Origin of the sequence: Aquimarina macrocephali (genome assembly GCF_051627225.1) — a bacterium.
Lineage (GTDB): Bacteria > Bacteroidota > Bacteroidia > Flavobacteriales > Flavobacteriaceae > Aquimarina > Aquimarina macrocephali.
The window spans coordinates 5,813,720-5,828,050 of sequence record NZ_CP151795.1; the positions used below are offsets into that span (position 1 = coordinate 5,813,720).

9 protein-coding genes are annotated in these 14,331 nt (G+C 34.8%); 4 read left to right on the forward strand and 5 right to left on the reverse strand.

Annotation, left to right across the window (positions count from 1 at the left end):
* Window positions 1–113: 113 nt before the first annotated feature.
* On the reverse strand, window positions 114–1,136 hold the full coding sequence (locus AAFU52_RS25530) for a LacI family DNA-binding transcriptional regulator (protein WP_024770407.1): 1,023 nt from the start codon (window positions 1,134–1,136) through the stop codon (window positions 114–116).
* Window positions 1,137–1,466: 330 nt separating this feature from the next.
* Here AAFU52_RS25530 and AAFU52_RS25535 point away from each other — a divergent pair, with 330 nt between their 5' ends.
* The 4 genes from AAFU52_RS25535 to AAFU52_RS25550 are packed head-to-tail and all read left to right on the forward strand — an operon-like array spanning window position 1,467 to window position 8,697.
* The gene (locus AAFU52_RS25535) at window positions 1,467–4,394 is read left to right on the forward strand and encodes a SusC/RagA family TonB-linked outer membrane protein (RefSeq protein WP_438424339.1); all 2,928 of its coding nucleotides are present in this window, start codon (window positions 1,467–1,469) and stop codon (window positions 4,392–4,394) included.
* Window positions 4,395–4,405: 11 nt separating this feature from the next.
* Window positions 4,406–6,076 (forward strand): RagB/SusD family nutrient uptake outer membrane protein, encoded by a 1,671-nt coding sequence (locus AAFU52_RS25540; protein WP_438424341.1) that lies wholly within the window; start codon window positions 4,406–4,408, stop codon window positions 6,074–6,076.
* A 31-nt stretch (window positions 6,077–6,107) separates the two neighbouring features.
* Window positions 6,108–7,220 (forward strand): SusF/SusE family outer membrane protein, encoded by a 1,113-nt coding sequence (locus AAFU52_RS25545; RefSeq protein WP_438424343.1) that lies wholly within the window; start codon window positions 6,108–6,110, stop codon window positions 7,218–7,220.
* Window positions 7,221–7,248: 28 nt separating this feature from the next.
* Window positions 7,249–8,697, forward strand: a complete 1,449-nt coding sequence (locus AAFU52_RS25550; RefSeq protein ID WP_438424345.1) for an alpha-amylase — start codon at window positions 7,249–7,251, stop codon at window positions 8,695–8,697.
* 644 nt (window positions 8,698–9,341) lie between these two features.
* Here the strand turns inward: AAFU52_RS25550 and AAFU52_RS25555 are convergent.
* The 4 genes from AAFU52_RS25555 to AAFU52_RS25570 form a co-directional block, all read right to left on the reverse strand.
* On the reverse strand, window positions 9,342–9,482 hold the full coding sequence (locus AAFU52_RS25555) for a hypothetical protein (protein ID WP_159025448.1): 141 nt from the start codon (window positions 9,480–9,482) through the stop codon (window positions 9,342–9,344).
* A 156-nt stretch (window positions 9,483–9,638) separates the two neighbouring features.
* The gene (locus AAFU52_RS25560; RefSeq protein ID WP_438424347.1) at window positions 9,639–10,793 is read right to left on the reverse strand and encodes a DinB family protein; all 1,155 of its coding nucleotides are present in this window, start codon (window positions 10,791–10,793) and stop codon (window positions 9,639–9,641) included.
* 19 nt (window positions 10,794–10,812) lie between these two features.
* Window positions 10,813–11,847: a mycothiol transferase gene (locus tag AAFU52_RS25565; protein ID WP_438424350.1), complete on the reverse strand. Its 1,035-nt coding sequence runs from the start codon at window positions 11,845–11,847 to the stop codon at window positions 10,813–10,815.
* 44 nt (window positions 11,848–11,891) lie between these two features.
* The gene (locus AAFU52_RS25570; RefSeq protein ID WP_438424352.1) at window positions 11,892–14,078 is read right to left on the reverse strand and encodes a prolyl oligopeptidase family serine peptidase; all 2,187 of its coding nucleotides are present in this window, start codon (window positions 14,076–14,078) and stop codon (window positions 11,892–11,894) included.
* Window positions 14,079–14,331: the final 253 nt, after the last annotated feature.

Sequence of the window (14,331 nt, forward strand, 5' to 3'; positions counted from 1 at the left end):
TATTACTATGATAAGCGAAACTACTTATCAAAACTTATTTTAGTAGAAAGTGAAAATATAAGTCTTGATCGAGGTCAAAGATATTATAATTTTTTAATTAAAATAGCCTCTCTTTATTTTTTTGTTGATTTTCTTTGAATCAGACTTGTATCAATAATAACTGTTCTATACTCCTCTGTTACAGCATCATCCCCTTCTAATTTATCGATAAGAAGTTTTGCTGCCCGTATCCCCATATCTTCTCCATGCTGGCTTATCGTAGTTAAACTTGGGATAAAATGTTTAGAAAGAATACCATCTGTAAACCCGATAATAGCGATATCATCTGGTACTTTTTTTCCTTGTGCATCTAGGACTTTGGCTGCAGTAACTGCAAATAATTCATTTACTGCAAAAACAGCATCTATATCCTTATCTTTTAAGAAATCCGAGATTTCGGCTTCACAATTATCTATATCCTCTATTTTAAGGATAAGCTCTTCTTTTTCGGGTATATCATAAGCTCTTAGCGCTTTTAAATATCCGTTAGTTCTTAATTTACCCACGCTTATATAATCTACTGTAGTAAGGATGGCTATTTTCTTACATCCAATAGAAAGCAGGTGATTTGTAGCGGTTTGAGCTCCTTTAGCATCATCTATAATCACTTTATCACATACAACCTCATCAATAATTCTATCAAAAAGCACAACAGGCATCCCTTGACTCATGGTCTCTTCGATATGATGATAATCTTTTTTGAGCTGTGTTTCTTTGGCTACAGACAGGATAAATCCATCGGCACTCCCACTAGCCAGCATTTCTAAATTAATGACTTCTTTATCAAAAGAATTGTTTGAAGAACAAATGATTACATTGTATCCTTTTTCATTTGCTACCTTCTCTACCCCACCAATTACCGTTGTAAAAAAGTGATGAACAATTTCTGGAATAATAACACCTATGGTCTTTGTTTTCCTATTCTTAAGGCTTAACGCTATATTATTAGGCTTATAATTGTATAGCTTGGCAAAGGCTTTTACTTTTTGTCTGGTATCTAAACTTATCTCTGCACTATCTTTTAGTGCTTTAGATACGGTAGAAATGGAAACATCCAGTTCCTTTGCTATCTGTTTTAATGTAACTTTTCTCTTCATCCTTTTCCTTTTATTGTTTTATCATCAGATCATTTGATGTAAATCCACCTAAAATGTACTACAAAAACATATTGAATTATCCTAAATCAATATATACAGCCTTTTCATTATTCGTATCTTTTAGTTGAAAATCAAATGTAAGCATCAAAATATGCCATATGACCAGAATTATACTTAAAATTTTGATAGAATTCTAAAAGTTTTCCACACGCAAACGTTTGCGTAAGGTTCGGACTACAACTTGACAAAAAATTAACACAAAATTTACATACTTTGGTTGCAGAAAGTGAAAATATAAGACGTAAAACAATCAAAAACTAATTTAATTTTATGAAAACATTTACCAAAAGCGCATTGTTTTTATTATGGTTGATACCAATGAGCTTTTTTGCACAGTCAACTGTTAATGGGACAGTTACTGATGCTGGAAGTGGTCAGCCCATTCCTGGTGTAAATATCATTGTTAAAGGAACCACAAACGGAACAACCTCTGATTTTGATGGTAACTATACTATAAACAATGTTAACAATGAGGATATTATTGTATTCTCTTATGTTGGATTTATACCTCAAGAAATGGTATATAGTGGTCAGGCTACTATAGCTATCACATTAGAAGAAGATGCTGCAGAACTCGAACAGGTAGTACTGATTGGGTATGGTGCCACCAGAAAAAAAGATTTAACAGGATCTGTTGCTTTGGTTACATCAGAGGATTTCAATACGGGTAACAATGTTACTCCCGAAAACCTATTTAACGGTCGAGTTGCCGGTGTATCCATTAACACTAACGGTGGTCCTGCCGCTAATTCTGAAATCAGAATCAGAGGTGGAGCATCATTAAACGCATCTAATGATCCACTAATTGTTGTAGATGGCTTACCTCTAAATGATCCAGGAGATTTAGCCAATGGTTCAAGATCTATTCTTTCTTCAATTAACCCCAACGACATTGAGTCTTTTTCTATTCTTAAAGATGCATCTGCAGCTGCCATCTATGGTAACCGTGGTGCAAATGGTGTAATCATTATCACAACCAAAAAAGGGAAAAAGAACTTACAGATCAGTTTAGATTCTAAAACCAGTGCTACTCGTGCGCATGAAACAGTAGATGTTTTCTCTGCAGATGAGTATAGAGCATTTATTGCAGAAAATTTCCCAACTCGCGTTGCAGATTTGGGTACTGCGAATACAGATTGGCAAGATGAAATTTACAGAACAGCTTTTTCAACAGATCATAACCTATCTGTAAGTGGTTCTCTTATGCAAGTTTTACCTACAAGAATTGCCATAGGAAGATCAGATCAGGAAGGACTTAGAAAAACATCTAAGTTTGAAAGAACGACTACATCTCTTTCTTTAAATCCAAGGTTATTTGATAATCATCTAAAAATAGATGTAAACGCTAACTTAAACTTTGAAAAAAACCGGTTCGCGCCAGGTGTAGAAGGGGCGGCTATTACTTTTGATCCAACTCAGCCAGTCCTTGACTCAAGTTCTCCCTACGGAGGTTTTTTTGAATACCGAGATTCTAGTACTGGATTTGCCTCAAACAATGTTCAGAGAAACCCTCTGGCTCAACTATCACAAACAAAAGAGATCGCTAATGTAAGACGGTATTTTGGGAATATAAAACTAGACTATCAATTACACTTCTTTCCCGATGTACGCGCTGTATTAAACCTGGGAATAGATGATAGCGAAACAGACAGATTCCAGGAACGTTCTACCGAAAGCGCAACCGGTTTTAATGCTACACAAGGAGAATTTTTAGGTTTTAAATCAGATACAGATCTATTAGTAAAAAACCGACTTCTAGATGCCTACCTTAAGTATAACAAAACTCTTGGTCGATTAGATATCGAAGCTACAGGAGGATACTCATATCAAAAATTCGAATTAGATAAGTATGAAACAGGGGATCAGCGTGATCCAGGTAATTTCCCTGAAAGAACTATTGATCCAGACGAAGTACTACTGGCTTATTTCTTAAGAACCAACTTAAAATTTAATGACAGATATTTTTTAACAGCCTCTATACGTAGAGATGGTACTTCTCGATTCGGAGAAGATAACAGATGGGGATATTTTCCTTCGGCCTCTTTTGGATGGCAAATAAGCGAAGAGAATTTCCTTAGAAATTCTTCTACCGTAAGTAATTTACGATTACGTTTGGGATATGGTATAACTGGTCAGCAAGATATCGATCAAGCCTATGCATACCTGGAGCGATACAGAAGAAGTAGTCCTCTTACACAATATATCCTTGATGGTGAGGTCATCAATATTGTGCAGCCACAATTTAGAAATGAAGATATCGAATGGGAAAAGATAACTGAGTATAATATCGGTTTAGACTACGGTTTCTGGAACGATAGAATTAGTGGTGCAATCGATGTATTTAGAAAAGAATCCGATGATTTACTTTCTCAGGCGCCCATCCCCGATGCGGCCAACTTTTCTAACCAGGGATTCCAGAACATAGGTAAGTTTATAACAGAAGGTATAGAGTTTTCTATTAGTGCCGATGTTATTAGAAATAGCAACCTAAAATGGAATGTAAGCTATAATGCAACATTCATCGATAGAGAGATTGAAAGTCTGGCATTTGGTCAGGATATCTTAACCACTGGTATTGGTGGTGGTACTGGTAACACAATCCAGATACATAGAGAAGGAGAGGCTCCGTTCTCATTCTTTACCTATGCACAAGTTTATGATACCAATGGCAAGCCTATAGAAGGAGCATATGCCGATCTTAATGGTGATGGGATCATTAATAACAATGATCGATATATTTCTGGTAAAGGTACTCCAGACCTAATCATGGGGCTTCAATCTAGTGTAAGCTATAAGAATTTTGATTTTAGTTTTAGCATGAGAGCTAATATCGGTAATGAAATCTATAATAATGTTGCTTCTTCAAATGCACAACGAGGTAACATATTTAGAACTGTATTTAATAATACACCATCATCAATCGTAGATACTAATTTTCAGAATACATCAGATGTTATTCTTTCTGATTATTATATAGAGGATGCCTCTTTTCTACGAATGGATAACATTACATTAGGATATACTATTAAAGATCTTATGAAAGGAGTATCCAGTCTTCGATTATGGGCTGGAGTGCAGAATGCATTTGTCATTACTGATTATTCTGGACTAGATCCCGAAATCCAAAATAACGGTGTAGACAATACTATTTTCCCTAGAGGAAGATCACTCCTACTAGGATTAAATTATAAATACTAAAAAATTAAGAAATGAAATTATATAAGATCTTTTTATACGCATTTCTATCCATAGGTATCTTCACCTCTTGCGAGGGGGATTTGGATATCGAATTAGAAGATGATGATGATTTACTAGCGAGTGATGTATTTAATACTCGAGAAGATTACCTTAAAGCCCTTGGTGGTGTATATGCAAACTTATCATTAGTTGGCCTTGATGTTGATTCTAGTGGTGATCCTAATCAATCCAACCTTGCAGGTATCGATGCCGGAACAAGTCAATATGTTCGAGGTTTATTCAGTATGCAGGATGTATCTACCGATCAAGTGATATGGACCTATGAGAATGACCCTGGTATACGTGAGATCCAGAGAAATACATGGGATGCCAATAATGTTATTGTTCTTGGTTTTTGGGCAAGAGCAACTTTTGAAATCTCTCTGGCAAATGAATTTTTACGCCAGACTACAGCTGCCAAATTAGATGAAAGAGGTGTATCTGCAGACCTTAGAAATGAGGTTAAAACCTTTAGAGCAGAAGCTCGCGTATTACGAGCGTTAGCCTATTATCACCTTATGGATCTGTATGGTCGTGCTCCTTTTGCAACAGAAAATGATCAGGTAGGATTTATAAGAGTTCAGGAAATTAAAGGTCAGGTGTTATTTGATTATATAGAAAAAGAACTTCTCGAAGTAAATGCAGATTTATTGGATGTAAATCCTGGTCAGAACTATGCCCGTGCTAATAAAGGAGTGGCAAAAATGATTTTGGCTAAGATCTATTTAAATGCAGAAGTGTATTTAGGAGCTGGTAATGGTCGTTATGCAGATTGCTTACAAACATCTCAAGAGATTATTAATAGTGGGTATTCACTAACACCTAATTATCTGTATAACTTTATTGCAGATAATGACGCTAATGGTGCTCAAAACGAAATCATATTTCCTATTGTAGGTGATGGTGCTAACGTAAGAAATTTTGGTGGTGCATCGATCATTATCCAAGGACAGCAAAATGCAGATGGTTTTAAACCTACTCCCGCTTCTTTAGGGGTTCAAGGATTTACTACACTGTATAGAGCTAGAAAACAATTCTCTGAGCTATTTGTTACCGATCCGGTTTTTCAAAATGACAATAGAAATACTTTGGTAACTCAGGATATTAGTTCTGATCCGGCGAATACAGATCCTCCTGTGGACAGACCTATCGAAATCGGTTCTGATTTTACAGATTTTTCAAGAGGATATCTGGTTACTAAATATTCTAACATTAAGTCAACAGGTGAAGCTGGACAAAGTGCAAGATTTGTCGATACCGATTTTCCTTTATTCAGGTTAGCAGATGCTTATTTAATGTATGCCGAAGCTCATCTTAGAAGTGGTGGTGGTGATCGAGCTACTGCTCTGGGGTATGTAAATGCTCTTAGAGAAAGAGCGTTTGGAAATGTGTCTGGAAATATTACAGATTCAGAACTTACCCTGGATTTTATTCTTGACGAAAGAGCACGAGAATTATATTGGGAAGCTCACAGAAGGCAGGATTTAATCCGATATGGTAAATATACCGGTGGGGCCTATAACTGGAGATATAAAGGAGGGACACCCAATGGATCTTCAATCTCAGATAATTTTAAACTATTTCCGGTTCCGGCATCCAGTAGAGCTGCCAATCCTAATTTAGGACAGAATACTGGATTCTAAAACAACGATTACAAATTTAATTTACTCAGTCATGAAAAAAATATCAATACTACTATTTGCATGTATCGCTGCACTTTGCTTCAATGCATGTGTAGAAGATGAAGAACCAACGTTTGTTATTCAGGAATCACAAACAGAAGGGCCATTAATAGTAACCGCCAATTCTACAGTTGGTCTTGTTAAAGATTTGGCAGATCAACGTGCTTTTACCTTAGTTTGGGAAGATGCAGGATATAATATCAATACCCCGATCACCTATACTATAGAAGCCGGTTTAGGAGGTACTAATTTTGAAACAACCTTAGACCCTGCTGTTATTGCAACTACCAGTGATCGTTTTTATAACTGGACCATTGGAGAGCTTAACAATCTTGCCATCGGATTAGGTATAGAACCTGATAATGAAGGAGCGATAGATCTACGTGTGATTTCTTCTATTGGAACAAATGGCGGAAGTTCTATAAAATCTAATGCAACCTCTTTAACTGTTACTCCTTATGCCACTGTGCTTCCTCAAAAAGATCTTTTCTTAGTAGGTAGTGCAACTGCACCAGGATGGGAGAATAATAATAACAATCCTCCATTAGTAAGAGATCCTAGTAATCAGAATGTATTTAAATTCACTGGTAGATTTTTAGGTGGTGGTGATATCGCTTTCAAATTCTTAGAAGTATTAGGTGAATGGCAACCACAATGGGGATTAAGCGGTGGTAGTTTAGCCAGTAGTGCGACCCTTGGTTCCGATCCGGATACATTCTCTGTTGCTGCAGAAGGATATTATACACTCGATGTAAACATTCAGGATTTAACCTATACTGTTAATGCATTTGATGCTAGTGGTGCAACTGATTATACAGCTCAAGGTATTGGTATTATTGGTGATTCTACTCCGGGAGGATGGGATAATGATACTGATCTTACTCAATCTGCCTTTGATCCACACTTATGGTATATCAATGGTATTGTATTAACCAATGGTGAAGGAAAATTTAGAGCTAATAATGCCTGGGATGTAAACTGGGGTGCAGATACTGCAATAACAGGATACGGTACTGCTGGTGGTCCTAACATCCCTGTTGCTGCGGGAACATACAACGTATGGTTCAATGATTTAGACGGAAGTTATGTTTTTATCATTCAATAATTAATCTGTACTCACTCAAAAATTTGAAATGAAAAAAATAACACATATATCAACCAAAACCATCCTCCTTTTAGGAGGGTTGGTTCTTGGATTGACCGGTTGTTCTGATGATGATGATTCTGCAAACGATACTGCACCCATAATTACAAGCCAATCTCTAAAAATGGATTTGGCAGCACGTAAGAAAGAAAATGCAGGTGTATTCATGCAGGCTTTTTATTGGGATACAGAACCTGCAGGAGAATGGTATAATGAAGTAAGCACAAGGATTGAAGACTATAAAGCTTCTGGAATCAATAGAATATGGCTCCCTGCTCCGGGAAAAGGTGCCTCGGGAGGTTTATCTATGGGATATGACCCTTCTGATTATTTTGATGTTGGTGAGTTTGATCAACATGGTACTGTAGAGACCCGTTTTGGATCCAGACAAGAACTAGAAGATCTTATCCAAAAAGCACATGCTAATGATATAGAGGTGATTGCCGATATCGTCATGGGGCATAACTCTGGAGGAGGAAAACAAGCGAATCCTTTTCGTGGGGGTACCGAAGTATATTCTTTGTTTAATGAATCAAACGGAAATGCCTCTGGGAAATTTAATCGTTCTAACGAGCATTTTCACCCTAATGATATTCATGATCACGATGACCAGGCATTATTTTTTGCAGAAACAGACCTTTGCCACGATCAACAATATGTACAGGATTGGTTATGGGGTAGAGATGATTCTGTTGCAGAATTCTATAAAAAGACCCTTGGTTTTGATGGATGGCGTTTTGACTATGTAAAGAGTTTTGATCCTAAATGGGTTAAAGCCTGGAATGCTAAAATTGGAGGATTCTCTGTAGGAGAGAATTTTGATGGTAATCAACAGGTACTAAAAGACTGGGTAGATGCATCTGGATCAACTGCATTTGATTTTGCATGTTTCTACAGATTAGATGAAACCCTGGACAGAGCAAATGATCTTACTGCATTAGGCGAAGCTGATAATATGCTTAGAAAATTAGATCCAGCTAATGCCGTTACTTTTGTTGCTAATCATGATACCGAAAAAGATGATAATCCCGAGAATAGAATAAGTTATAATAACAAGCTACTCGCCTACTCTTATATTCTTACTCATGATGGATATCCAACTATTTTTTATCTTGATTATGAAGCTTTTAAAGGGCAACTTAAAACCCTTATCCAGATCTATACGACATTAGCCGTTGGTGATGTCGAAATACTCGAAGCTAGTAAAGATGAGTATATCATGAAAAGAAGTGGTAGCGGTGATAACCCGGGACTAATTCTATATATGAATATTGGACAGCAAACAAAGCAACGTGTTGTAAAAACCAACTGGGCAAACAAAACCCTGGTTGACTATACCGATAATTCTAGAGCTACTCCTACTACAGATGCAGAGGGTAATGCCACACTACAGGCACCTGCAGGAGGATACGCAATATGGTCTGTAACCAAGGAGTAAAATTCTATTGAATTCTTATTATACATTAGCCATAAACCATAAAAGAGTGCTAAAAAGCACTCTTTTTTTTGTGTGTTTTATTATTATCTCAATCCTACAAATTGCCATCCCAGTACTTTGTCATCCAAGCTCGTCATCCTGTTGAAGAACGTAATCCATAGTAAAAACTAAGGAGTAAATTAATTCTCGTCCTGTGTATTCGTTGTGATGTATACATATTGTTCCATTTTTAGGCTAATTAGCTTTGATTAGACCTTCTTTTCATTTTCTTTGCTCGCCCAAAGAAAACGAAACAAAAGAAAAGGCTCTTTTTCAAGGTATTTTTCAGTTATTCTGAAAACCAGATTAGTTTTGCTAAAATCTTTCCAAGGTTTCAAGATTTTCTAACGCAAAACAAATCTTATACTGGTGAAAAAGGTTTTCAAAGCTCCGCTTTGGAACGTCGATATATCCTCTAATTAAAATTTAATTGACCGTCTCGACCGGACAGGTGCTTGCTCTGTTTCCCTATTTCTTTGTCATTCCCTTGAAGAACAGGACTGGGATTCATAATAAAGTCGTTGCTTCAAAATGGATCCCAGTCTTTACTTTAATTTATTCCGAGTTGGGTTGAATGACAAATCAATATGCATTCATAACCAAAACTAGGCCTTTCCCAATAATGGGTGATGTGTCCCGTATCTTATTTCTCGTGTTTTTGCATTGATGTATTGTATCCAATCTACTGGATTATCAGTTTTCCTCTTAGGGATATATGCACTTTTTAATAGTAATTTCTTTTTCATAACAATGTGTTTTATTTAATTTTTTGTTGTCGTTATGAATACATATACCAATCATGATGCCAAAAATGATTTTTTCCTATGTATTGTAGTGTTTATAGGCCTTAAACGGTAGGTGTTATAGAGATGTGAAATTGTTGATTACTAGATATATTGTAATCAATTATCTACTTTTTCCTCTGGTAGTTTAATGTCGTTTTCTTCTTCTGGAATTCGTTTTTTTAGCATTAAAATTTGGCCTAAATGACTTGATTGATGCTCCATGACATGAAACCATGCAAAATGATTATTCATGATAGAGCCAGGCCATGATTCTTCCAACCACTCATCATTACGTTTTTTTAACTCTTCAATAGTTTTTTTTCGTACTTCTTTATAAATATCGAGATAATATGTAATAGGTTTTCCTTTAAATTTTTCTCTAGCCTCTTCTCCAAGGCTAAGACCTACTTGCCACTTTTCTTCCTCTTCTTTATTAAACCTACGGTGTTCAAAAGTAAGGTTTTGATATATTTTTTCTGCAGCGGCAAGATGCATAATCAATGCTCCTATCCTATTTGCTTTTTCGTCTAGAAGATGATCTGTCTGTCTTATATCCAAATCTTTAACAACTCGTTCTACACGATTACTTAAATTATTAAGCATAGAGACTAATATCCCTATTTGCGGTGTAAAGCCTTCTTCTGTATTAATATTATTTGCTGGATTATTTTGTACTCCATTTCCTCGAACCACTAAAGTCGATTTACCATTGTTTGTCTCGTCACTAGAATGAAATGTATATCCTTTTACTTTTAGAATACTTTTTTCTTTATCGACATCTTGCTGCCATCCTGGGATATTATCATTATGGACCTTTTCCTCAAAACCAGGATTAGCAATAGTAACAGGCTCATAATTGCCTCCTTCTTTTTGAAAGAAGAGCTCAAAATTATCAAAGTAAAAATCACCATCACTAACTACCCAAGCTCCAAAAGTCAATTTTTCTGCAGCTTCATCAAAATGTCCCACTATTTCGTAAGGAGTCCATTTAGGGATGTTTAAGACACTATCTTGCACACTTTCTCTAAAGCCCGATTCTTCCGTTTTATTATCTATCCGGGCGTAAAGCGTTGCTGCACTATTACTTTTACTGCCAATAGTTTTAAGGCTTGCTCGTAGCTTAAATTTAACTTTTTTATCAGTTTTCACTGCTACTTCCTGAAAAAAAGCCACCCACTCTCGGGTTATTTCTTTTTTGGTTTGTGACACTACTGTAGTACTCGATATAAAAATTAGAGCGAGAGTAAAGATTTTAAGAATTTTTGAATACATTATTTATATTAATTGGTTTTTATATTTTTTTGTCAGGGATTAATTTTTTTAATAATAGAATTTGCCCTATATGATTAGAATAATGTTCTAATACATGAAGCCATTTATAATGATTATCATAAGTTGAATTTAACGTAGTCTCCTTTAACCATTCATCGGTACGTTTTTTTAATTCAATCAATGTTTTTTTTCGAACTTGCTTGAGAATATTCAAATAGTAATCTATTTCATATCCTTGGTATTCCTTTTGCGCAATTTCTCCCAAATAATAGGCTATTTCCCACTTTTGCTGTTCTACCTCATTAAATTCACGATCTTCAAAAGTATCAACTTGATAGGAAGTTTCTATTGCTGCAAGATGTATTATTAAAGTTCCTATGCTATTTGTCTTTGGGTTAGGAAAGTAATCTATTTCTGTACTACTGAGTTCTTGTACAGCTTTTTTTAATCGAGCATCTAGATTATAAAATGTAGCGACTAAAGTTCCAATGTTTCGAGAATATTCTTCTTTTATAGTATCAATATTTATTATCTCTTTACCTTCTATCTTTAGATAAGTGTTTTTGTCTTTTTGTCTTGTAGTATTAAAAGTATACTCCTCAACTTCTACGGGTTCTTTTTTCCCTGTTCCTTGTTTCCATCCTGGAATTGATAATTGATGAGTAGTATTCTCAAAATAAGGATTTTTTAATATTACTTTAATAAATTCTTGCGTATCATACTGGATAAAAAGTTTAAAGTTTTTAAAACAAAATATTCCATTATGCCAACAGATTCCTCCAAAGTTAAGTATTGAAGTATTTTTGTTTATTTCACCTTCAATAGTATAAACATCCCATTGGTTGGATATAATAGGTCTGTTTATCATATTATCAAAAAAGCCTACAGTCCCATCTTTTTGATCAGTTCGCACCCATAACCCTGCTACACTTTGTTTACTTTTTTGGAAAATTTTCACAGAAGCTTGTATCCTAAATTTTAGTTTTTGTTGGGAATGAATATCTATTGACTGCACAAATGAAATCCAATCTTGAGATATTTTTTTAGCGGACATGTGATATTACTTTTTTATAGATTTAAAAAGTTAATCAACTGCGATTATTCCTCAGGTTGATAATTAGGGTGACCAGTCTGCCAAAAAGCAAAAGACAAAACATCTGCTACACTTTCATCGCGTTCCTTCTTTGAATCATTACTCCCGTGACCAGATTCAAATTTTACATCAAGTAAGATTGGGTTTTGGGAGCTATTATATTTTTGCAATTTTGCAGCAAATTTTGCAGAATGCCATGGTGCAACTCGAGAATCATTCATTCCAGTAATTATGAGAGTTCCTGGATATGCCTCTCCTTTTTTGATATGGTGATAAGAATCCATTTCTAATAACCATTTAAACTCTTTGGAATCTTTTATTGTCCCAAACTCTTTGGCATTATTTTCTCCATTAAAACCAACCTCTGAACGAATTGTATTCATTTTCCCTACATTAATAATTACTGCTGCAAATAAATCGGGACGTTCTGTCATCGCCCTTCCAACAGTAATACCTCCTGCACTACCGCCATTGATTGCCATTTTTTTTGCAGAAGTATATTTGTTTTTAATCAGGTATTCTGTGCAAGCTATTAAATCTTTCCATGTATTGGGTTTGGTTTCTTTAAACCCACCTTTATACCAAGCATCTCCTCTTTCTCCACCTCCTCGTACGTGAGCAACAGCAAAAATTCCTCCTTCAAGTGCCCAAGACATTATTTTTCTACTAAAAGAAGGTGTTATCGAACTTCCATAAGCCCCATATCCAATCATCAAAACAGGGTTATTTCCATCTCTTTTTAGGTTTTTATCATAAATCAAAGATAGTGGCACCATGGTTCCATCATGTGACGAAACAGATAGTTCTTCAACCACAATATTTTTGGTTAAGTGAGAGGCTTCTGATTGTGACAAATCTCCAGCTTCAAATTTCTGATTAGAAAAATCATAGATATATCTTTTTGCATTATGTAGCCAACCTTCAGCAGTTATTGATAAATAATCATAGTGTTTCCCTTTAGAAGACAAAGAAACCTGTCCTGCTGCAAAAGGAAGGGAAATCCCCTCTATGTTTTTGTTATTTTTGAGTAGATATAATTTGGCTTCAACTCCATTTTTCGTAGTTGTGTATACAATTCCTTTTTTTACTAGCCTAAAACTTTCGATCACTTCATCTTCTTTCTCTTTAACTAAAACGATGGGATTTTTAATATTCGGGTTAACCAAAGAAGTCTTACAAATTTTAAAATTAGAAGCATTTTCTGAAGTAAGATAAATAATACTATCTTGATCTTGATAATAAGTAGTTATTTTATTTTCTTGTTTAAACAAGGGTTTCCATGATGGGCGTAAATTTTTGATTTCTGAATACGGCGCATAATAGTAATCATGATACGGAGTAGCTCCTGCAACTGCACTAATAGCAAACCGAGTATTGGCTGAACGTTTAAATACAATTGGAAAATCTTCAGGTTTCATATTTAGTTCAGGATCATGAGCTCGAGAAAACAATACTTCTGGAGTATTTGCATCAAGTTTTTGAAGTACTACTTCAGTATTAAGATAAGCTTCATTAGTATTACTAGCAATTGGTACCTGTAAGTAGGTAATACCAGAATTATCAGATAACCAGTAGGCTCCCCCATAGGTAGGTAGACAATTTTTAATCTCTATAGGGAGCAATTTATTGTTAGAAAGATCCATGATTCTCATTGTAGCAAATTCTTCTCCATTTTTGGTAAGACTAATCAACAGTTTGTTCCCATCCCAACTAGGTTTATAATAATTAATATAGTAATCTTGTCCAAGTTCTTTTGAGAAATCTTTAGGGTCAATAAGTAGTTTTTCTTTAGCATTTAAATCCGTTCTGAAATACAATTTAAAATAATTTTCATTGGGATTTCGTTTTAAATAAAAGTAGTTATCTTGATCAGTAACTTTTATATCCTTAATTTCATTCGTGTTTTGACTTTCAAGTTTTTCTTGAAGTTCGATTAAGTGCGTTCTCTTAGGAATATTTTGTATAGAAATCAAGGCTTCCTTCCTTTGAGTCTGCAACCAACTTATTACACTTGAATCTTTGAGGTCCTCCAAATATCTATATTCATCCTCAATTTTTATCCCATGATATAGGTCGGTTACAATGTTTAATCGTTTTTGGAGATTTGAATCATAAAAGAAGCCAATATTTAATAAAACAAAAACATAAAGTGTTAATAATAAGTGCTTAGATATGTAATTTTGATTAGACATAAAAAAATCAGTATTTGTAAACTTTTACTGTTTTTAATAAATGAATTAGATAAAAAGAAGGCAAAGATTTACTGTAAGAAGTAAAAACAGAGTGATAAAAGTATGAATAATGATTACTTCAAAGAAGTTATTTTTATAGTACTTAGTTCAATTTATAAATTGACATCTTCCAATTTATAAATTGAACTAAGTTAAGTTTGTGTTAGAGATAAGAGTGGAAATCTCACAATCTGATGTAAAGAATTAATACAGA